We start from the raw sequence: 21245 nt of genomic DNA on the forward strand, positions 1-21245 counted from the left end.
ATCTATCGACAAAAAACGACAGACAAGCACCCATTTCTCATCAACAAAAAAAGAGCCCACACATTCAAATGTGGACTCCCTCCAATCACTTATTTACCGAAAAACGAAGTAACTGCGTTAATCCCGGCTCTAAATTCATTTCACCTTTATGACGTACGTATACAGTTTTATCTCCATCAAATTTCGGAGGATTTGCTTTATTATACGTATACCACTCATTCGTTCCTTCTATAGAGTACTCCATGTATTCAGTTGCACCGGCAATTACGTTTTTACTATCGTCAGCTGTTACATTTGGTGCCATTTGCGCAACTTTTGAATCACTAACTAATAATTTCTTAATATCCTTATCACGTTTATAATCGTAAGCCGTTACGACAACATCGTTACCGTATGCTTTCACTTGCAGTCCTTGTTTAAATGAATATCCATCAGGAGCAGTTTTCTCTCCACCATTTGGTCCTGCTGACATCCAGCCTGTTTCAATCCCGCCCGTATTTACAACAGTGAAACCTTTTTCATCTCCGCCTTTAATTTTCTTTTTACCAGCCCAGTCAGGTAAGTTTAAATCCCAATGCGTATGACTCGTGAAGAAAACAACTTGCGAATAGTCTTTTAATATATCGTACAATTTATCCACGTTTAAATAATCTTGTAAATATGGTGATTGTCTTGATCCAGATACTGTATCAGGTAAAACGTGATGAGAGAAAATAAAGATTGGCTTATTTTTATCTTTTTGACTATACTCTTCTAAATTTTGTTTAAGCCAACCTAATTGTTCATCACTCATATATACTTCGTCCCACATTTTTGAATCGTGGTATTTCATATATTTTTCAGTTCCTAAAAATAAAAGCGGATAACCGTCTAATTCTTTTTTATGATATACCTTTTCTTGCCCACTGAATTTCAGATAACGGTTAAATAGCGTTTCCTCAGTTACACCATTTGGCCATGTATTTTGAGAAAGTTTCCCGTCAGCTGTCCATTTCCCAGCATAAAACTCATGATTCCCAACAGTTGACCATACATTTTCCGGATGTTTATTTTTGTTTAACACACGCTTCACATCATCATATTGTGACTGCTGTCCAGTTGGCGTTATATCCCCATTCATAATAAGCGCTCTAGAAAGTGGCGTCACTTTGTTCATATCTTTTAACACGTGATCAAAGTCCCCTAAATCCCCTTGAATATCACTAATAACGTTAAAAGTTGTAGCTGATTTTCGGACTTGCTCTTTCCCTTCCGCATGTGCTGAAAATGTCGGTAATAATGCCGCCATAACAGCTAATGAAGCAACTGTCTTTTTCATACAAATTCTCCCCCTACTAATAGAATGTGCAAACTGACATGTTCTGCTTTCTCTTAGGTGCTTGTCCAATTCATATTATAGGGAGAGATTGTAAAGGCTAATGGAGTGAAAAATTAATTGTTTTTTAAGAGATTTTGTCTTTTCATTGCACTCCACAATTCGAGATTCGCGCCAATCTAGCTTTCTAGCCTTTAACATTACATACATGTAAATTTTGATGTTAAATCTTTTCGTTTCATACGTTGTTTTTTATTACTTTTAATTTTCGGGAAAAATCCACTAATTAATAATGTTATAATCCATACCATTATTAGAATAAAATTTATTGTATTACCGGAATTCAAGCTGAAAACTCTCCACAAATAGGCAGCACAAAATACGAGGATAGCAGTAATAATAAGTAAAAATGTCCTAACTACTAATCCGATGTAGGATCTCTTCTCTTGCTTAAAAATGAAAGTTCTTCTACCTTTGTACAATCTAATCACAAATAGCAGCAAATATAAACCAAGTGTGGCTCCAATAACAATTGATGTAATAGAGTTGTTTTTTCTCTGCTCAGCTAGAGAGAAGTAACTTTCAGGTAATTTTCCCGTTTCATATTCAATCCATGCGTGGTAAATATCCTGTCGTAAGTCTATACCACCTTCACCATTTGTAAGGATTACCAATCCATCCTTTGTATTAGGAATGAAACCATAAAAAGAATGCCAGCCTCGATTGTCACCAGAATGATAAAGTAATTTCCATTGATTAGATAGTTTTTTTTCAAATATACCTAAACCATTCTCCCCTAATACTAGCTTTTGCATTTCTTCAACATGTTCACTTTTGATGACACCATTCCCTTTATTATTTGCATCCATGCTTGCAAGTATCAATGTCATCATATCCGTAACATTTGTCTTAAGACCTGCAGCAGCCTGTTCGGTAAATTGGTAACTAGGGAGCTCCTCTCCAAAATATCCATAAGCTTTCGAAAGGTTATGGTTTTCAGGACGTTGTAAGAATGAACTAGATTTTATTCCTAAAGGTTTCATAATTTGTTCTTCCATATAACGATCAAACGGTATTCCGGTAACCTCTTCAATTACAAGTTGTAAAATTGTATATCCGCCACCAGAGTAAATTGTTTCTGAACCTGGTTTATTGGTAACCTCCACTGGTTCATTAAGCCATCCTTTTCCAGACAGAGATTCCTCAATAGAGTCAAGATGTTTCCCTGGTACAACCCCGAGGTATCCTTTATGTGCAGACAGCCCTGCTGTATGACTTAACAATCTTCTTATCGTGACTTCATTATTATTAAACTCTGAATTAGGTAATTTCCATTTGGTCAGATATTTTCCAACGGGATCATCTAGTGATAAACGACCTTCATCTACAAGATGCAAGATTCCCCACGCTGTAAGGCTTTTAGATATAGAACCAGCTTGAAACAATGTATCATCACTCACCGCTTTTTTTGTCTTTTTGTCTACATAACCGTAGTTAAGTGTATAAGCAATACGCCCCTCATGTACGATACCTATTGCAACCCCTGGTACCTCATAATTCTCCTGCCATTTTGGTACCTGTTCATCCATCTTTTTTTTGAAATTCTCTATACTTCTATTAGTCAACGTGCCCGATTCTGCCCTCACCACATTTGTAAACCATACTTCATTCGTAATGAATATACAAATCATTAAACATAAAATACTTTTGCATATTATCAATGCTTTTTGCCTATTCTTCATTTGCTTCACCCTCTTTTCAGAATATTCTATCCATAAATCAGAGTATCCCATTCTAATATCCCGTTCTATCGATTTTTATTACTTAACCTTACAAAATTGTAATAAAAATCAAAGTTCTACATGCTTAGGGGTTTTACTGTTCTTTATTCGAGGGCAGGAAATTTAATACAAAAAAGACACAGAGATTCCTCCCCATGCCTACTAATTTCTTACCTTTTCACCGCATGTACATAATGCACCGTCTCAAAAGCTTTCAAATAATCATTTCTTCCTTCAAAATATAATGTATTTATGTCCTCTGGTGATAAATGCTCATAAATGAGTAAGCCCGCCTTCTCTAACAGTGCTTCCATTTCGGCATAAGAAAAACATGATTTCATCGGTTCTCCGCCTACCGCAGCCATTTTCACCATGTTTTCAACTCGATTGGACAGTCCCTTTTCCGTAAACAAGTTTTCATCGGGATAATCAAAAACGATAGAACTGCCTGCCGGAACCATCTCGAATAAACATTCTAATAAACTAGTAAGTTCCTCTTTCGTTAAATAGTACGTAACACCTAAAAGGCTAAAGAAAGTCTTTTTATTTTCAAATCCTTCATTGCGTAACTGTTCATAGGAAAATCCTTTCGTAAAGTCCATTGAAACAAAATGAAGGTTATTTGGAACTTCAAGTTCTGCTTCTTTTATTCTTTCCTTCTTAGACGCTTGCGTAGAAGGATGATCTACTTCAAATATTTCTATTTTATTTTCTAATTCTCGGCGTCTAAAACTGAACGTATCTAAGCCTGCACCGAGTATGACGTATTGTTTTGCTCCTAATGTAATTTCATGTAGTAATACCTTTTCACAATATGCTGCACGTGCTAAAGGTGTTGGTGATAACTGAACTTGTGTAATCCATTTTAATATTTCTTTCGGATTATCTTGAAACTGCTCTGCAATATCTTTATTGAAAAAATGTATCCCTTGAACCATATTCGTTTCAATATTGTTAAGTTCTTTTTGTGAAATGAAATCTTTAGCTACATAATCATCAAAGATTTTAGGACTATCAAATTCACTATGATATGCCCTTCCAAAAGCTGATACTAACGACGTTACACTTGCTTCACCTTGTTTCACGCACATACACTCTCCTTCATTTTCACAACAAAAATAGGGTCCCCCTGGCCAGGAGAACCCTATTATACACTTTATTTTTATATTGGTAAATTATATCATAAATAAGTTTTTTTGTCAAGTTTTCAGCTCACCTTCACTCTAGCAATATGTGTATTTTCAAGCAGGAATACTCCTTCTTGCATAGAATATTCCAGTTTATAACAACACCAACGGAGGCTGTCATGAAAAGATTAGTTATCATTACAGTAGGAAAAACCCACAGCGGAAAAACTACATTTGCAAAAGTATTAGAAAAAGAGTTACCCCATTCTTTCGTTATGGACCAAGATAACCAAGCAGAATTTATTAACACACATTATGAGAAATTACAACCAACTGAAGGCCCCAATACATTTAAGCACGGTCTTTCGAAATTCATTGTTGATTATGCGAGAGAACATACAAGTTTACACCTTATTATTTGTAACTCTAATCGCAGTAAAAACGGAAGGTTCTATTTATTAAACGAATTATTCCACAAAATGAATGTGTATGCATACTCGTTCACTTTGACATTCCAGATGATGTGCTTTATGAAAGAGTAGCTCGAAGCACGCGAAGTACCAATATTTTTAGAGGTGGTTATTCTAATTTCAAAGAAGTACTCGATCGATAACAGGTTGAATCACTACATGAAGATGTGGTGGATCCTATAGAAAATAAGGCTGATTATTTGTTTGTTATTCACGATAGTAAAGATATGAACACTACTATAGTAGAAATTGTTCATCTAGCTAAAGATTTGTCCCCTATCCCAAAATAAGAGATTATTATGCAAATCCTTCCTCTAAGCGCCTAACATGGTATATAATAATAAAATAATCTACTTCTATATGCTCAATTTTACACAAAATTGCTCATGCATATGAAAGAAAAGAGGTACAAAAATATGAAAACAAAACAAACAATTGCTGCGTCTACACTAGCTTTAGCAATGATTGCTGGCGCAAACTCAGCTCATGCGGAAGTAACTGATGCTACTCCTCAGCAAAGTACGGGAGATCGATTAGCTGAAATTAAGCAACATAGACAAGAATTAGATGCGAAATTGCAGCAACACAAAGAAAACGTTGATCAAACATTGAATGAACTTAACCAAGTTAAGGAAAATGTTGATACGAAGGTGAATGAACTACATGAGCGTAAACAAGTTGCTGATGAAAAAATTAACGAAATGAAACAACGTAAACAAGAGTTAGATGCAAAACTTCAGCAAGACAAACAAATCGCCGAGGATAAAATCGCTGAAATTAAAGAGCATAAAAAACAAGTAGATGACAAAGTTGCTGAAATAAAAGAACATAAGGAAAATATTGATACAAAGGTTAATGAGATTAAAGAACATAAACAAACTGTCGATGAAACAGTAAATGAAATTAAGCAACATAAAGAAAACATCGATCAGAAGGTTAATGAACTTAAGGAAGTTAAAAAACAAGTAGATGAAAAATTAGCTGAGTTAAAGAAAGCGAAACAAACTGCTGAGGATAAACTTGCTGAGCTAAAAGAAAATAAGCCGAATACTGGTAACACGTTAGAAGAACTTAAGAAAATTAAAGGAAACTTAGATAGTCTTTCTGCTAACTTAGAACTAGCTAAACAAGATGTGAAAAATAAGCTAGCTGAATTACAAAAGGCTAGACAAGACTTACTAAATAAAATTAACGAAATTAAACAAGCGAAACAAACTGTTTCAGACGATTTAACAAAGAAAAAACAAGACTTAGATATTAAAATCAACGACTTTAAACATACTGAGAAAAAAATAGACGACAAATTAGCTGAGTTACATACAACGAAGCAAAATGTTGATAACAAAATTAATGAAATATCACAATCGAAACAAACGCAAGCAGATAATAGCACTAAAAACAATAACGCTAGAGAACTTCCTAACGCTGGTAGTGAGCAATCAAATAATATGGCTTTAGGTATGTTATCTGTATTAGGCGGCGTTTTATTAGTAACACGAAATAAAATTAAAACGTTATTCTCAAAATAAAGCCATTATACTTATTAAAAACAATTATACAAAGGCCAACCGCATGTGCGGTTGGCCTTTTTCTTTATATTAACTGTCCATCTCTAAGCGTCAATATACGATCACATACATCAAGCATTCTTTCATCATGCGTAATCATAATGGCTGCTTTTTGACTTTCTTTCACTTCGCGTTTCATCATTTCAACGACTTCACGCGCACGTTTTGAATCTAAGCTTGCCGTTGGTTCATCTGCTAGTATTAAATCTGGGTTGTTCATGAACGCACGAGCGATTGCCACCCTTTGTTTTTCTCCACCAGATAGTTGATTTGGATAATGATTTTTTCTTTCTCCTAATCCAAATGCCGCTAATAGGTGATCCGCACGCTTTTCAGACTCTTGTTTATTGTCTTTTTTCAGCTTTGCAATATAGAGTAACTGTTCTTTCACATTTAAATACGGAACAAGGTTTGCGAACTGGAAAATGAAACCGATCTTTTTCAAACGTATATCTGTCATTTCCTTTTCGGATAACTGCGTAATATTTTGTTCACGAATGTATATACCCCCTTTTGACGGCGATAATAAAGCACCCGCAATTGATAATAACGTACTTTTCCCTGATCCAGAAGGACCGACGATTCCGATAAATTCTCCAGCTTTCACATCAAGCGATATCGGATGAAGAGCTGTTACTTCTGTATTCCCTTCTCCGTACACTTTACTTACTTTGTCTAATTTTAATAATGAAGTCATTACATCCCGCCTCCAATCGCTTCTAATGCATCAACTTTTAATACTTGATATAACGAAATAAGTGTTCCTAAAATACTAATGACGATAAAGATTGCTGCATATTGTGCAATCATCGGTGTTGTTAATAAGAACGGCATACCTGCTGGTAAAATTTGTTCTAATCCTTGTACAAGAACAATACTGATTACCATCGCAACGACTGATAAGAATAACGCCTGCACGACTAAGCTATTTGCTAAATACGAGTTCTTAGTACCAATTGCTTTTAATACGCCTAATTGCTGTGTTTTTTGCAACGTAATGACGTAGAAGAATACACCGATTAATAACGCAGCGATAACAAGTAAGAATGCAATGATCATCGTTAATGTTCCTTGCTCTTCTTTAAATCCTGGAATACTTTGCAGTACTTCTTTCTTATCAATAACATGGGCATTTTTAATCTCTTTATCTGTATTAAGTGCAATTGCACTATAATCTTTTTGATTTGGTTGTGAAATAGCGCCCCATACATCTTCGTTTACATATACAACTGGTGTATGGCTAAACATTTGGTCTTTCGTAAATCCAACGATTGTAAATTCTTTCTTTGAAACAGGATCGATAATTGTATCCCCAATATCGATTCCTTTTTCTTTAATGGATTCGTCAGCAACCATTTCATTGTTCGCTGTACCTAATTTCTCCCCCTCTACAATGTTCGGTTCTAAAAATGTATCACGTTCACTTGAGAAAATGGCGATATCAACCTTTTTCGAACTATCTTTCTTTTCATACGTTGAAACTTTCACACGAAACGGAACTGCCTCTTTCTCGCCTACTTGATTTACTACGTTATCTACATCATCTTTCTTAATTTGTGAACGAAGTAATTTATTTTCCGCATCATCTGCTAAAACGAACTTATTTGCCTCCATATTTTGAATCGATGACGCATTATCATATGATAATCCATTTGCTAATCCTGAAATAACAAGGACTAAAAATGATAATAACACCATAATAAGTCCGATTAATCCGTATCTTAATTTTGATTGTTTCAATTCACGCAGAGCTAAAAACATTTCGCCCGCTCCTTCCTCTTTCTTTCTATGCACTTATCATAAAAAAGAAATATGAACGGAATATGAACAGAAGATTACAGAGGATACTTTTGAGCTTCGGTTTAAGGAAGAACAGGTGAAAGATACTGCCTTATAGCAAATAAAGAAAATATTTTCTTTTTGCTATAAAGCGCAAACAAGCATAACCCCGTCCTAAATTTAGGACGGGGTTATGCTTGTTTACTTTTGGATGTAAGATACTAAAATAAACATATAACAATAAATTCATTTAAAAAATCTAAATTCCATTCAACAATAGCGCCCTTTAATGGAATAACTAATACGTTCAGTTAACGTTTTGATGGCCATGCCCCCTGCATTTTCCTTAATTGAATAATTTGGCCAGTATGATAAGCATCGTGAAGCATAATATCCAGTAACTTACCCTCAAGTGAATTTTGTTCAAGTTCTTTTTCAGAAATTGCACTTAATACCTGCCTTAAATTACGCTGAGCATTTTCAGAACGTTCAACGACTTCCTTCCATTCTGTGTCATCATTAGATTGCTTAGTAAGATAAAAGGTGTCATCACCGTCAAGATTATGTGTCCATTCATGGCCTTCCAATTTTGCAGCAAGCCTCTCTTTGTAATAAATGAGATGATTAACGTTCTCCCAAATGGTATTCGTTGCCTCACCAGATGGTTTCCACATAGCCTGTTCGGCTGTAAGTCCTTCTATAGCATGTTTAAACGGTGCATACCAACTCTCTTTATCGAATGTTGAATCTAGTACGTTTAATAACACGTCAACTCGTTTCAAAGTAATTTCCTCCCTAAATAGTTAAAGTTTCAATAAAATCCTTATAACTATGCAGAGATTCTACATTTTCAAATAAACTTCCTCCTAATCTTATTCCACAAACAAGTCCAATTATAGAATAGGATTACTCGTATTTTTTCACTTTACATGTAGAATAACGGACAAAAAAAGAAGAGGCGTTCGCAAACAGCCTCTTCCATCTATTTCGGAAGTTCAACCCGAACAGTCGTCCCTTCCCCTTTCGTACTATACACCGAAACTGCCCCTTTATGCAGTTCAACAATTTTCTGCACGATTGATAATCCTAAGCCACTACCTTCTACATTTCTTGCCCTTGCCGTATCTACTTTATAAAAACGATCAAAAATACGTTCCATTTCTTCTTTTTCCATACCGATCCCGTTATCGGATATAGAGATAATGACACTAGATTCTAACTCTTCGACAAAAAACTCAATCGTCCCACCATCATTTGAAAACTTAATGCTATTCGTAAAAATGTTACTCCACACTTGATGTAGTAAATTTTCATCACCTTTTATAGTAATGTCCGGCACATCAAATTCAACAGCGATATCTTTCTCACGCCATTTCCATTCGAGCATAAAAATGACGTCTTTAATTTGCTTTTGTAGATTGAATTCTTTTATTTGTAATACTTTTTCTTCTTTATCTAAAGAAGCTAGCGTAAGTAACTGTTTACATAAACTAGACATTCGCTTACTTTCGCCCTCGATAATTTGTAAGTAATGGTTTCTTTCTTCTTCACTCATCTTTTCTGTTTGCAATGTTTTCGAAAATCCTTGTATGGAAGAAAGCGGCGATTGAAATTCATGCGAAACGTTAGAAACAAATTCTTGTCTCATCTCATCTAATTCTTTAATACTTTTCGTCATCTTTTGAAAGCTTGTAGACAACGTTCCTATTTCATCTTTTCGTTTTACGTCTAATTCAATTTCATATTCACCACTTGCAATTTTTTGCGTAGCTTTCGTAAATTTACGAATTGGGCGAACGATGTAACCTGCTGCAATCGCAATAAAAATAATACTTAATAACACGATAAAACCAAGTAAAACCGCTAAGAAAATTCTCATTTCACCAAATTGTTGCTGAATGTCAGGACGAATAAATAAAGCGTACTGTTTATCACCGTGTTTTAACGGTACACCGACACTATTAATTAATTCATTATCGAAGAATCCTGTAATAAAGAGCCTCGTTGGATATGTGGAAACACCATTAAACGTTTCCCCCTGCAATACTTTACGAACCGTATCATCACTTATCGTTATTTTACGAAACGCGTTGCCGATACGCTTTCCATTCATTTGGTCGTCTACAATATAAATTTCATATCCTAACTTCGCAATAGATTGTAAATAATCATATTTATTTTCTTCACTTTGCTTTTCATATAACGATTTAACTTCCTCAGCATAGTTTAAAATCTTTTCACTATTATACGGTTTTAACTTCACTTGATAATATACGTTCGTTAATAAAAAACCGATAATACTACTAAGAAGCATAATACCGACTGTCATAAAAACAAATCTAGAATATAGTGATTTCATCTTATCTCAGCTCCAACTTATAGCCGAGTCCGCGCACTGTCGTAATTTGAAAATCATCTGTTCTTTTTGAGAAACGATCTCGTAGTCTCTTCACATGAACGTCAACCGTTCGTTCGTCCCCTTCGAAATCCATTCCCCATACTAATTCAATTAACTCTTCTCTTGAAAATGTTCTTCCAGGATAACTAGCTAATTGCGATAATAATTCAAATTCCTTCAGCGGAAGCAAAATCGTTTGACCGTTACACTTTACTTCAACACCTTTACGATCAATTGTCGTCCCGTGAAGTGTAATAATGTCTGCACTCAGCATTTGATAACGGCGCAACAAAGCTTTCATACGAAAAATGACTTCAGCTGGCTCAAACGGTTTTACAATATAATCGTCCGTACCAGAAATGAATCCTTTTTCTTTATCAACTAACTGATCTTTCGCAGTTAATAAAATAACCGGTATATCATGATACTTCCGGATTTCTTCACATAACGTATAGCCATCAACAAACGGCATCATAATGTCCACTATCGCAAGATGAATATTTTCCTTCTCTAATACTTCTTGCGCTACCTTTCCATCTTCCGCTTCAAAAACTTTAAACCCCTCTTTTTGTAAATGGTAATGTAATAACTCTCTAATATGCTTATCATCATCAGCTAATAAAATATGTATCATCTTCATTAAACCCTCTCTCGTTCATCCTTCTACATCCTTACATTAAGAAACAATTGGATTTTTTGCAAGAAAAAGAAAAACAAACCAACATTTTAAGATAAATAAAAAAGAATCTATTTTGAAAAAAGATTATTCAAAATAAATTCTTACGTTTTAGTATTAAGATTATTTTAATGAAAAGTAATTTCTATGCTTTAGAAATATCAACGAATCCTTCTCCAAATACGTCACGAACATCGTGGATAGCGATGAACGCAGCCGGATCTGTAGTTTGAACAATCCGTTTTAGCTTCACTACTTCTTGCTTATTAATAACAACATAAAGAATTTCCTTCGGAGTTTTCGTGTAATAGCCATGACCTGAGTACACAGTAACCCCTCTGCCCATTAAGGTAGTTACCTTCCCGGCAATTTCATTCGGGTTATCAGAAATAATCGTAATGGCTTTCTTCGGATTTAAACCTTCAATTACAAACTCCATCACTTTCGTTGCTACATATAGCATAATAATTGTTATCATCAGTTTTTCTGCACCAATGATGAAATAAGATGAAAACGCAACAATTAAATCGAAGAACAGTAAACCATAACTAATGCTCCATCCTAAATATTTATGCGTCATCCTTGCTAAGATGGTAGTACCTGCTGTTGTTCCGCCAACGCGAATAATAAGACCAATCCCGCACCCAATAAATATTCCACCGAAAATAGCATTTACGAGCATTTCATCAGAAGTAATCGTCCAACCTTCTGTCAAATGAAGAAATAGCGAGTTCGTAACTACAGCGATAATCGTATAAATTGTTGTGATCTTGTTTAAAAATTTATAACCAGCTATTAACAAAATCGCATTTAATATTAAGTTGACTAAACCTGGTGACCACTCAAATAAATAGTACGTAATAATCGTGATACCTGTTACCCCGCCTTCACCGAACTCATTCGGGATAACAAACAAATTGACACCTAACGCAAATAGAAATGCACCAATAATAATAAAAATAATGTCTGTCGTTCTTTTTTTCATACAGTACCTCACTTCTTATGTAAATATTTCTTCAGATATAAACTCTCACCATTATATCGTGGAATATTCAAATCGAACAGTGGTCTTTCTTTATTTTAATATAAGATAATAAACAACCTTTATTCTTTGTCCACATGTAAACTTTCTTCGTGAAATGTATCATACATATATATGATTTATTTCCTTTTATCCTAATGGTAGTGTAAATAAAAAATACCCATCTAATTGTTATACACATGATAATTAGATGGGTACTTTTTATTTTGTTCTTACTCTACATATATATTCGGTTTATACATTTGTTGTTTAGAGAAAATTGCAAATAACGACTTATACTCGCCTTATTAAGACCAGATCCATACATCATCATTATTTTGCGTATTGTTCTTTGCTTCATGAACTTTTTCGATATGATCAACTGTGTTCCAGTTAATAGAACTTCCGCCCCATCCTACAAACTTCATATCAATTTTTACTTTCTCACCAGTATGAAATACTTGTCCCTTTGTTAAGAAAACGTCAATACTATCTTTCTTCCCATTTAGTGATGGATACTCAACTACGACATACTTAGTAGAACCGTCTCCCTCATCTTCCATCGTTCCTATTTTTGATACTTCGCCAATTACATAATCAGGTGAGCCATCTTCTTTCATGTGCATACCTAACTTGTTTGTTGTATTTTCAACTGCAGTTGCAACCATATATTCTGTAAAATTACGCATCATAGATCCAGTCGCTTTTACTTCGTCTCCTACTTTCACATTTGAAAGTGAATCCATATACACACTAACAGGCTCCTCATATTGCTTAGATTTCACAACAATTACACCGTTATCTACTTCTACTACTCGCCCTTCTAACGTCGAGAAATTCGATTCAATAGAAGCCGCACTCGCTTTCGTTACTTCTAATCCTGGTACATTCGTTCCTGATAATGCTGCGATACCTAAAGCACCTGCTAAAATTATTTTTTTCATACCCATTATGTACATCTCCATTCATGATGATTTTATTTGTTTGATTGGCTACGACCAGTCTGTAACTATTATAGTTACAAGTTATAGAAAATAGCAAACATCTTTCTTATGCAATGTTGCATACTGTAATTTTTAAATATAAATCGATTATTCCTATATTCAACACTACTGCTAAATTCTTGAATATCAGCAGGTAAACGGATTGATGATGAAGAAACTACTGTCATGCAGCATATTTTTCAATGCTACGGTTTGTATAATCGTAGTTCATTACATTATGTAGGGGCGGAATTCATATGTTAATAAAACCAAAGAGATTACAGGCAGAAGATATCGTAGCAACAGTAAGTGCTTCATGGGGAGGAGCGGGTGATTCTAAGCTAAGATGGCGTTATGAGCAAGGAGTAAAGAGATTAGAAGAAGTATTCGGGCTTACAGTTATCCCAATGCCAAATAGTTTAAAAGGTAGCGAATACCTTTATAACAATCCAGGGGCTCGTGCGGAAGATTTAATGACAGCATTTAAAGATACGCGTGTTAAAGCAATTATTACGAATATTGGTGGCGAAGATAGTATCCGCTTACTACCTTATATTGATTTTAATGTGATACGTGAAAATCCGAAAATCTTTATGGGGTACTCTGACGATACCGTTTCACATTTATTTTGTCATAAAGCAGGAATTTCCTCTTTTTACGGTCCAGCAATCTTAACCGATTTTGCTGAAAATATAGAGATGGATTCATATACGATTGAAACAGTGAATCGAACTCTCTTTTCAAATGAGATTATTGGTGAAATTCAACCAGCTAACGAATGGACGAGTGAGCGTTTAGAATGGATAGAAATAAATAAGGATACAAGACGTACGATGCAGCAAAACAACGGATATGAGGTCCTTCAAGGATCTAGGACTGTACGAGGGCGTTTAATTGGTGGTTGTATTGAAGTATTGGAATTCGTAAAAGGAACGGAACTTTGGCCTGAGAAAAAGCATTGGGAGAATAGTATTCTATTCTTTGAAACATCTGAAGAACATCCAGAACCAAATTATATAAAGTATTGGTTGCGAAATTATGCAGCGCAAGGCATTCTGCAAAAAGCAAAGGGAATCATCTTCGGTAAACCGAAAGACGAAACATATTATGAAGAATATAAACAGGTAATACTTAAGATTATGAAGGAAAATAATTTAGAAGATTTGCCGATTCTTTATAATTTAAATTTTGGCCATACTGAACCGAAGTTTATTTTACCTTACGGTGCGATGGCAGAAATTGATTGTGAAAATGGATCTTTCTCTATTTTGGAAAATGGAGTGGAGTGAAACTTTCAATAAGTAAAGCCATAAGTTTTATAATTATGTTTTCCTGATCCTAGCGTATTTTTATTTTATTAGCTTGATAGCGATATGGCAGGACTCAAATCAATAAAAACACTCCTATGAGATATGACCGTGAATTGTTACTTTTTAAATGATATGGAGATTACTTATCTAATGATAAAGGGGGATTTACGTGTATGGAAGTAACATTTACAGTAAGGAAATGGAATGAAAAACCAATTGATGATACTAGAAAAGATTTCCCTATTAATATTGCCCATGTTGAATATGATATTGATGGGGAATTAAAAGGAAAAGCTTTTGTTGAATACTTATTATATTATTTAGACTCAAATATAAATGATGGTCACTTGGCTACTGCTAAAATTTCTGGATTTTTACACTTTGAAGGAATTTATAAGGGGCAACAAGGAACATTTACAGCTATAGAGCAAGGAATATTTGATAAAGGAAATTTAGATTCCCCAGGAACAATTATTAAAGCTACCGGTAACTTAGAAAGTCTGAGAGGGTCCTATAACTATCAGTTTACAGGTCAAACCAGTAAACTAATTTTAGAATTTGAAATTTAGCAAAATACCCTATAATTTAGTGGAAAGGACATTTCTTGTAATACTAAGAATGTCCTTTTTATTGACGAGCTTATTCAACTATTTTCTAATCGTTAAGAAAAGAACAGAGTATAATACATAAAATTTTCGTTATGGGTGGGAATTAAAACTCTAAGCCTGAGAGGCATGGGCCCCCACTTATTCATTACTTCTCCTACCAATTAAAGAATAATCCCTGAAAAACTCCCCTTCAATACTTCTTTTTCAAGTTGATTCATACATGTAAACATCGCAATAATATTCGTACGATTTTTTTCATCGGGTTCAAATTTTTCAATTGTTACGTCACATCGAATCGTATCCCCACTAAAAACGGGACGTAAAAATTCAAAATCCATCTTGCGAGCTAATACGTTATAATCACCGCCAACTTTCGTAGGCAGTGTTGATGTTAAAAGTCCTTGTACAACAAATCGTCCTTGTTCATCAGGTGTAACATGATGAACTCCCTCATCCTTAGATACCTCTGTAAATAAAACAACATCTTCTCTTGTAAACGTTCGCTCAAAGGTGATTTTTTCGCCTACTTGCAATTTCATTGATACCCCTCCTCGAAAACACTTTTAAAATAAGAAAAACCGAAACTAAAAATCATTTCGGTTTTTCAATCTAAAGAAGTCTATATTTACTTTAAAGAATGTACAAACAACCCACTGCGCAGTTTCGGTTCAAACCACGTTGATTTTGGCGGCATGACTTCCCCAGCGTCTGCGATTGCTAATAAATCTTCCATTGACGTTGGATATAATGAGAACGCTGCTTTATATGCACCGCTGTTCACAAGGCGCTCTAGTTCTTCTAACCCGCGTATTCCGCCTACAAAATCGACGCGTGAATCAGATCGCGGATCATGTATTTCAAGTACTTGGCTTAATAGATGGTCTTGCAGAATAGACACATCTAAACCTTTCACAAGATCGTTCGCATCAAACGTTTCCTCTTTCACAGTGAGCTTATACCACTTCTCGTTTATATACATACCAAATGTTTTCGGCTCATTCGGTTTATACGGAGAAACATTTGCTTCTTCTACATAAAAATACTGCGTAATTTGCTTTAAAAACTGTTCCTCTGATAAGCCGTTTAAATCTTTCACAACTCGGTTATAGTCCCAAATTGATAATTCATCGTGAGGGAATAGAACGGATAAGAAGAAATTAAATTCCTCTTCTCCTGTATAATTCGGATTTTGTTCTCTTCGCATAAGCCCTACTTTTGCTGCTGATGCAGAGCGATGATGTCCATCTGCAATGTACAAGTTCGGAATATCTTCAAATGCGTTTACTAAAGTGGCAATTACACCTTCATCTGCAACCTTCCAAGCAACATGCTCAACGCCATCTTCTGCTGTAAATGTATAAATTGGCGCATGTTCTTCTTTCCAGCTGCTAATGAAACGTTTCACTTCATCTTTTGTACGGTACGTTAAAAAGATAGGGCCCGTATTTGCATCACACACATCAACGTGACGGATGCGATCTAATTCTTTTTCATGACGCGTTCTTTCGTGTTTTTTAATTGTATCATCATCATACTCATCAATAGATGTACAAACGACAAGTCCTGACTGCGTTCTTCCTTGCATCGTCAGCTCATAAATGTATAATGCTGGCTCCTCATCTTGAATGAACACTTCTTCTCGTATAAATTGCTTTAAATTTTCACCCGCTTTTTCATATACGCGATCATCGTACGGTGAAAGTGCCGGATCTAAATCGATTTCTGCTTTATCAACGTGTAAGAAAGAATACGGATTGCCTTTTACAACTTCTCTTGCCTCTTCACTATTTAATACGTCATACGGTAAAGCCGCAACTTGTGCTGCTTTTTCTTCTACTGGACGAATGGCCCGAAACGGTCGGATTTTTGCCAACTTCCTCTCTCCTTTACACAATCATTCGAACGGCTACAACACCTGAAATTTTGCTTATATTTTCCACTACATTCTCTTTAATTATATCATCAATTCCGTTATCAATATCAATCATTGTATACGCCCAAGAATGTTTACTACGATTAATCATATCCGCAATATTTATATGATGTTCTGCTAAACATCCTGTAATTTGTCCTACCATGTTCGGAACGTTTTGATGCATAATTGTAATACGTTTCTTTCCGATATACGGAAGTTCTACGTTAGGATAGTTGACTGAATTACGAATATTTCCTGTCTCTAAATATTCACGTAATTGACGTGCAGCCATTACTGCACAATTTTCTTCCGATTCTGATGTAGATGCACCAAGATGGGGCGTCGCTGTTACATTTTTCATCTTAATCACATTTTCATTCGGGAAATCCGTTACGTAATGTGTAATAACATCTTCTTCTAACGCTTTTTGAAGAACATTTTCATCTACAAGTTCCCCTCTTGAGAAATTGAATAGACGCATTCCTTTTTTCATCGTCTCTATAGCATGTTCACCAATAATCCCCTTCGTTTGATTCGTAAGAGGAATATGAAGTGTAATATAATCACACGTTGCAAAAATTTCATCTAGGCTAAACGCTCTTTGCACATGTGTAGAAAGGCGCCAAGCTGTTTCAACTGAAATGTAAGGATCATATCCGACAACGTCCATTCCTAAAGCTAGCGCATCATTCGCGACTAAAGCACCAATTGCACCAAGACCAATAACCCCTAGACGTTTCCCCGCAATTTCTGATCCAACAAATTGTTTTTTCCCTGATTCAACAAGCTGAGGTACTTCTTCACCCTCTAAATTTTTCGTCCAGCTTACTCCATTAATAATGTTACGTGAAGACATAATAAGACTTGCGATAATAAGTTCCTTTACGGCATTCGCATTAGCCCCTGGCGTGTTAAATACTACAATTCCCTTTTCCGTACATCGATCGACAGGAATATTATTTACACCCGCACCAGCTCTTGCAATCGCCTTTAAATCTTTTGAAAACTCTTCTTGATGTAAAGAATAGCTGCGAAGTAAAATGCCGTCTGGATGATCCATTCTATCCCCTACTTCATAGCGCTCTCCGCCAAGAACTTGCAAACCTTTTTCTGCAATTTGATTTAACGTTTGAACACGAAACATATCCCCATCTCCCTATCTATTTTCAAGCTCAAATTCTTTCATATAATCTACTAATTGCTGCACACCTTCCACTGACATCGCATTGTAAATACTAGCGCGCATGCCACCTACTGAACGATGTCCTTTTAACGTAACGAACCCGCGTTCCTTCGCTTTTTGTAAAAACTGATTATTTAATTCTTCTGACGGTGTTGTAAACGGAATGTTCATAAGTGATCGATACGTAGGATCAACTGGTGAAGTAAACAATTTAGATTCATCTAAGAAATGATAAAGAAGTGACGATTTCATTCTATTTTGTTCTTCAATCGCAGATACCCCGCCTTGTTCTTTTAACCACTCTAGTACAAGCTTCGTTACGTAAATACTAAAGGATGGCGGTGTATTATATAAGGAGTTATTTTTACTATAAGTTTCATAGTTTAGCATTGTAGGACAAGAGCGATCTGCCCCGCCAATTAAATCTTTTTTTATAATAGCAATCGTTAAGCCCGCTGGCCCTAAATTCTTTTGTGCTCCCGCATATATGAGGCCAAACTTCGTAACATCATATCGTTCTGATAAAATATTTGAGGACATATCCGCAACTAGCGGCACTTCTTCGAGATGTGGAATATCCACATATTTTGTCCCCTCAATTGTATTATTCGTTGTTATATGTACATAATCTAGTTTTTCATTACCGAGTAAACCATCCAATTTAGGAATCGTAGTAAACTTCTCTTGTTCAGAAGAAGCAATCACTTGTACTTCCCCTACTTTTTCTGCTTCTTGCAGTGCCTTTTTAGACCATGAGCCAGTCAGTACATAACCTGCTTTTTTGTACGTATTCATTATATTTAACGGTATCATAGAAAATTGTAATGATGCACCGCCCTGTAAAAATAAAACTTCATACCCATCAGGAATGTTCATTAATTCACGAAGCAGGCTACTCGCTTCATCAATAATACTTTGAAAATAAGAAGATCGATGACTCATTTCCATAATAGACATGCCTGTCCCGTTATAATTTAAAAGCTCCTTTTGCACCTTCTCTAAAACTGGCAAAGGGAGTATTGATGGTCCTGCAGAAAAATTATACACTCTCTCCATCACCCGGATGACCTCCCTATTTCTCATTTTATTATTTTTTAAACTTTCTGAATTATAACCCACAATACAATATACGGTCAATTTCTTTTCTATTATTATGTCTCAAGACGCGATGGAATCGCTTGCACGTGCATACTATATGTAAACATATAAAAAAGTGTTAAGTACATAATCGTACTTAACACTTTAATAATAGAAGAATAATAGCTAATTGTCCGTAAAGAACCGATCAAAAATTTGATAAATAGCAGAAAGACCAAAGAGCCAATAAATAGTGTCCACAAGCGCCGGCATAGAACCAAACCATTTCTCAACTACATTGTAATCTAACGCTACAAACAACCAATTCAAACCGCCAAGAATCACCAAAATTACTGTAAGGTAAGACAAAAATTTCATTATGATTGCCCCCTAGGTGATAAGATGGTGAAAGGCCTTTCACTAGAAATATATGTAGGAAACTTCAAAACTTACCTATTTTATAAAATTTATTTTCGATACCATCCGTTAATAACTGCCTCTGCTTCTTTACTATGTATTTGATACGCATGTGTACTATCATTAGAGCCAATAAACCAAATTGAAAAACCTTTAAAATATGGTTTCGGTTCTAATACATCTCGGTAAGCGCGCCAGCCATTTAATTGTACATCCTTTGAAAATACATTTGAAACATCTGGATTCCATGGATTTTGTAGTCCTAGTTCACGCGCTGGTACGTTAAATCCACCAAAATAAACTGGCTTTCCTGTTGCATTATGTAATTGTTCCAGTTGTTGAACAACATTTTGTCCACGATTATATACTGTTGTCGCGAATAAACTTTGCTTCACTTCTTCGTATGGTGGATTCCTTTTTCCTGAAACTTCAAACCAACTATCGATACTAACAATATCCACCTTTTTTAAATACGTACGATTTATTTTCTCTTTAAACTTCGCTTCATAAGAAGGGTCCCAGCTTGCTGTTAACCACCAGTTCATTTGATACAAAACATTTCCTTTATACTGCTGACGGACAAAATTAATCGTATCGTTCCAATATCCTTCTGCATATTCCATATTAACGAAATTAGAAGCAATCTTTAGTCCATACACATTGTATTTACTTGTAATAGAATTAAAAATATCTTGTAGAATAACCGTTTTCCAATTCCAGAAGAAATCATTAATATTACTTGGATTCCATTCTGTTTCTCCAACATTCCCCTGCTGAATATATGGGAACGGTTCCACTATAACTTGAATATTACGCTTTAATAATTCTTGAATTAAAATGATAGCCTGTTTCTTTTGCGCCTGATTAATTACCATGTTAGTAGAAGTCACATTCGGAATATCTACTTGAATCGGTACATTTACTGTATTTAAATTTAAGCGCTCTACATCAGCTAACACTTTCGCTACATTTCCAACTTCCCATACCGTTACGTTTCCTGATTTTATTTTTCCAGGTTGAACAGTATTTACATCTGCCTGTACGTTTCCTTGAAAACAAAAAGAAAACAACATAATAAACACTCCTAAAAAACTTATTAAACTCTTATTTTTCTTCACAACTTTCCCCCTATAATTTTTGGCTTTCTTGATTATTTTATACAATGTTTCACATATATTCCAGAAAAAATTACATGAAGTTTTCATTAATAAAAGCATTATTCATATAATTCTCCTGAAAATAGTAAGATAAATAAAAAAGAGCGGATTTTGAACTGCACCCCAATTGTTAGACACCGTCTAACAATTGGAGGTGCAGTTTTTCTATGGTTAAATTTACAGCTGATGAAAAAATACACATCGTTCAACGTTATTTGAACGGAAATGAAAGTTACCGAGAAATTAGTAAAGCGGTTGGTATAAGAGACACCGTAATTTTGAATTGGGTAAACCAATATAAACAAAATGGTGTGGAAGCTTTTCTAAAACGGTATACAAATTACACGCAACAATTTAAACTAGACGTACTAAATTTTATGATTGAAAACGGTACGTCCTTATTTGAAACGGCAGCTATTTTTAATATTCCTGCCCCTTCAACGATTATTGTTTGGAAAAA

At 35.0% G+C, this 21245-nt stretch carries 20 protein-coding genes and 1 pseudogene; 5 read left to right on the forward strand and 16 right to left on the reverse strand.

All coding sequences use genetic code 11. From position 1 onward, the window contains the following. Window positions 1-85: 85 nt before the first annotated feature. The 3 genes from JDS92_RS00925 to JDS92_RS00935 form a co-directional block, all read right to left on the reverse strand. The gene (locus tag JDS92_RS00925) at window positions 86-1318 is read right to left on the reverse strand and encodes a DUF4073 domain-containing protein (protein WP_199631363.1); all 1233 of its coding nucleotides are present in this window, start codon (window positions 1316-1318) and stop codon (window positions 86-88) included. 197 nt (window positions 1319-1515) lie between these two features. Next, entirely contained in the window at window positions 1516-3057 is a 1542-nt protein-coding gene (locus tag JDS92_RS00930) for a serine hydrolase domain-containing protein (protein WP_199631364.1), read from the reverse strand. 209 nt (window positions 3058-3266) lie between these two features. After that, window positions 3267-4187, reverse strand: a complete 921-nt coding sequence (locus JDS92_RS00935) for a class I SAM-dependent methyltransferase (RefSeq protein WP_097959506.1) — start codon at window positions 4185-4187, stop codon at window positions 3267-3269. Between the two features lie 215 nt (window positions 4188-4402). Between JDS92_RS00935 and JDS92_RS30665 the strand changes: the two are divergent. Next, a pseudogene (locus tag JDS92_RS30665) lies at window positions 4403-4983 on the forward strand (AAA family ATPase). Window positions 4984-5109: 126 nt separating this feature from the next. Continuing rightward, window positions 5110-6222 carry an LPXTG cell wall anchor domain-containing protein gene (locus JDS92_RS00950; protein ID WP_000851028.1) on the forward strand — a complete coding sequence of 371 codons (1113 nt, stop codon included), beginning with the start codon at window positions 5110-5112 and terminating at the stop codon, window positions 6220-6222. A gap of 64 nt (window positions 6223-6286) precedes the next feature. On the opposite strand, the gene JDS92_RS00955 is transcribed toward JDS92_RS00950, so the two are convergent. The 7 genes from JDS92_RS00955 to JDS92_RS00985 all read right to left on the reverse strand — a co-directional run bounded on the left by JDS92_RS00955 (window position 6287) and on the right by JDS92_RS00985 (window position 13085). Further along, entirely contained in the window at window positions 6287-6958 is a 672-nt protein-coding gene (locus tag JDS92_RS00955) for an ABC transporter ATP-binding protein (protein ID WP_098911785.1), read from the reverse strand. Further along, window positions 6958-8022 carry an ABC transporter permease gene (locus JDS92_RS00960; protein ID WP_097952216.1) on the reverse strand — a complete coding sequence of 355 codons (1065 nt, stop codon included), beginning with the start codon at window positions 8020-8022 and terminating at the stop codon, window positions 6958-6960. Before JDS92_RS00960 ends, JDS92_RS00955 begins: the two co-directional genes overlap by 1 nt. Before the next feature lie 329 nt (window positions 8023-8351). After that, complete coding sequence (locus tag JDS92_RS00965) at window positions 8352-8822, reverse strand: DinB family protein (RefSeq protein WP_098710876.1); 471 nt, start codon at window positions 8820-8822, stop codon at window positions 8352-8354. 200 nt (window positions 8823-9022) lie between these two features. Continuing rightward, window positions 9023-10399: a sensor histidine kinase gene (locus JDS92_RS00970; RefSeq protein ID WP_199631366.1), complete on the reverse strand. Its 1377-nt coding sequence runs from the start codon at window positions 10397-10399 to the stop codon at window positions 9023-9025. A 1-nt stretch (window position 10400) separates the two neighbouring features. Beyond that, window positions 10401-11078, reverse strand: a complete 678-nt coding sequence (locus JDS92_RS00975) for a response regulator transcription factor (RefSeq protein WP_097926824.1) — start codon at window positions 11076-11078, stop codon at window positions 10401-10403. A gap of 181 nt (window positions 11079-11259) precedes the next feature. After that, window positions 11260-12099 (reverse strand): YitT family protein, encoded by an 840-nt coding sequence (locus JDS92_RS00980; RefSeq protein ID WP_000747489.1) that lies wholly within the window; start codon window positions 12097-12099, stop codon window positions 11260-11262. Between the two features lie 344 nt (window positions 12100-12443). Then, entirely contained in the window at window positions 12444-13085 is a 642-nt protein-coding gene (locus JDS92_RS00985) for a F0F1 ATP synthase subunit alpha (RefSeq protein WP_016108783.1), read from the reverse strand. 290 nt (window positions 13086-13375) lie between these two features. Between JDS92_RS00985 and JDS92_RS00990 the strand changes: the two genes are divergently transcribed. Next, window positions 13376-14407 carry a S66 family peptidase gene (locus JDS92_RS00990; protein ID WP_199631367.1) on the forward strand — a complete coding sequence of 344 codons (1032 nt, stop codon included), beginning with the start codon at window positions 13376-13378 and terminating at the stop codon, window positions 14405-14407. A gap of 194 nt (window positions 14408-14601) precedes the next feature. Next, on the forward strand, window positions 14602-14997 hold the full coding sequence (locus JDS92_RS00995) for a DUF3224 domain-containing protein (protein ID WP_195755276.1): 396 nt from the start codon (window positions 14602-14604) through the stop codon (window positions 14995-14997). A 200-nt stretch (window positions 14998-15197) separates the two neighbouring features. Here the strand turns inward: JDS92_RS00995 and JDS92_RS01000 are convergent, their stop codons facing one another. The 6 genes from JDS92_RS01000 to JDS92_RS01025 all read right to left on the reverse strand — a co-directional run bounded on the left by JDS92_RS01000 (window position 15198) and on the right by JDS92_RS01025 (window position 20746). Beyond that, a complete protein-coding gene (locus tag JDS92_RS01000; RefSeq protein ID WP_199631368.1) occupies window positions 15198-15575 on the reverse strand; it encodes a hotdog family protein in 378 nt (125 codons plus the stop codon). Between the two features lie 86 nt (window positions 15576-15661). Beyond that, a complete protein-coding gene (locus JDS92_RS01005; protein WP_001063058.1) occupies window positions 15662-16909 on the reverse strand; it encodes a DUF1015 domain-containing protein in 1248 nt (415 codons plus the stop codon). A 13-nt stretch (window positions 16910-16922) separates the two neighbouring features. Further along, the gene (locus JDS92_RS01010; protein WP_000490241.1) at window positions 16923-18095 is read right to left on the reverse strand and encodes a 3-phosphoglycerate dehydrogenase family protein; all 1173 of its coding nucleotides are present in this window, start codon (window positions 18093-18095) and stop codon (window positions 16923-16925) included. A gap of 12 nt (window positions 18096-18107) precedes the next feature. Continuing rightward, window positions 18108-19190: a 3-phosphoserine/phosphohydroxythreonine transaminase gene (gene serC / locus JDS92_RS01015; RefSeq protein WP_097959498.1), complete on the reverse strand. Its 1083-nt coding sequence runs from the start codon at window positions 19188-19190 to the stop codon at window positions 18108-18110. Between the two features lie 207 nt (window positions 19191-19397). Next, entirely contained in the window at window positions 19398-19589 is a 192-nt protein-coding gene (locus tag JDS92_RS01020) for a DUF378 domain-containing protein (RefSeq protein ID WP_000670800.1), read from the reverse strand. Window positions 19590-19678: 89 nt separating this feature from the next. Further along, window positions 19679-20746, reverse strand: coding sequence for a glycoside hydrolase family 113 (locus tag JDS92_RS01025; RefSeq protein ID WP_199631369.1), 1068 nt, complete (start codon window positions 20744-20746; stop codon window positions 19679-19681). 206 nt (window positions 20747-20952) lie between these two features. Here JDS92_RS01025 and JDS92_RS01030 point away from each other — a divergent pair. After that, window positions 20953-21245, forward strand: a 293-nt coding sequence (locus JDS92_RS01030; RefSeq protein WP_199631370.1) for a helix-turn-helix domain-containing protein, incomplete at its 3' end; no start/stop codon positions are given.

This window comes from Bacillus cereus group sp. N12 (assembly GCF_016483575.1).
In the GTDB taxonomy this organism is placed as follows: Bacteria; Bacillota; Bacilli; order Bacillales; family Bacillaceae_G; genus Bacillus_A; species Bacillus_A toyonensis.

What these genes read in the sequence shown, in the direction of transcription:
- JDS92_RS00935 (WP_097959506.1), bottom strand. Translation starts at nt 4,187, where the DNA reads ATGTGCGTGAAACAAGGTGAAGCAAGTGTAACGTCGTTAGTATCAGCT.
- JDS92_RS00925 (WP_199631363.1), bottom strand. Translation starts at nt 1,318, where the DNA reads ATGAAAAAGACAGTTGCTTCATTAGCTGTTATGGCGGCATTATTACCG.
- JDS92_RS00960 (WP_097952216.1), bottom strand. Translation starts at nt 8,022, where the DNA reads ATGTTTTTAGCTCTGCGTGAATTGAAACAATCAAAATTAAGATACGGA.
- serC (WP_097959498.1), bottom strand. Translation starts at nt 19,190, where the DNA reads ATGGAGAGAGTGTATAATTTTTCTGCAGGACCATCAATACTCCCTTTG.
- JDS92_RS00955 (WP_098911785.1), bottom strand. Translation starts at nt 6,958, where the DNA reads ATGACTTCATTATTAAAATTAGACAAAGTAAGTAAAGTGTACGGAGAA.
- JDS92_RS00990 (WP_199631367.1), top strand. Translation starts at nt 13,376, where the DNA reads ATGTTAATAAAACCAAAGAGATTACAGGCAGAAGATATCGTAGCAACA.
- JDS92_RS00930 (WP_199631364.1), bottom strand. Translation starts at nt 3,057, where the DNA reads ATGAAGAATAGGCAAAAAGCATTGATAATATGCAAAAGTATTTTATGT.
- JDS92_RS00970 (WP_199631366.1), bottom strand. Translation starts at nt 10,399, where the DNA reads ATGAAATCACTATATTCTAGATTTGTTTTTATGACAGTCGGTATTATG.
- JDS92_RS01010 (WP_000490241.1), bottom strand. Translation starts at nt 18,095, where the DNA reads ATGTTTCGTGTTCAAACGTTAAATCAAATTGCAGAAAAAGGTTTGCAA.
- JDS92_RS00975 (WP_097926824.1), bottom strand. Translation starts at nt 11,078, where the DNA reads ATGAAGATGATACATATTTTATTAGCTGATGATGATAAGCATATTAGA.
- JDS92_RS00985 (WP_016108783.1), bottom strand. Translation starts at nt 13,085, where the DNA reads ATGGGTATGAAAAAAATAATTTTAGCAGGTGCTTTAGGTATCGCAGCA.
- JDS92_RS00995 (WP_195755276.1), top strand. Translation starts at nt 14,602, where the DNA reads ATGGAAGTAACATTTACAGTAAGGAAATGGAATGAAAAACCAATTGAT.
- JDS92_RS00980 (WP_000747489.1), bottom strand. Translation starts at nt 12,099, where the DNA reads ATGAAAAAAAGAACGACAGACATTATTTTTATTATTATTGGTGCATTT.
- JDS92_RS01020 (WP_000670800.1), bottom strand. Translation starts at nt 19,589, where the DNA reads ATGAAATTTTTGTCTTACCTTACAGTAATTTTGGTGATTCTTGGCGGT.
- JDS92_RS01000 (WP_199631368.1), bottom strand. Translation starts at nt 15,575, where the DNA reads ATGAAATTGCAAGTAGGCGAAAAAATCACCTTTGAGCGAACGTTTACA.
- JDS92_RS00950 (WP_000851028.1), top strand. Translation starts at nt 5,110, where the DNA reads ATGAAAACAAAACAAACAATTGCTGCGTCTACACTAGCTTTAGCAATG.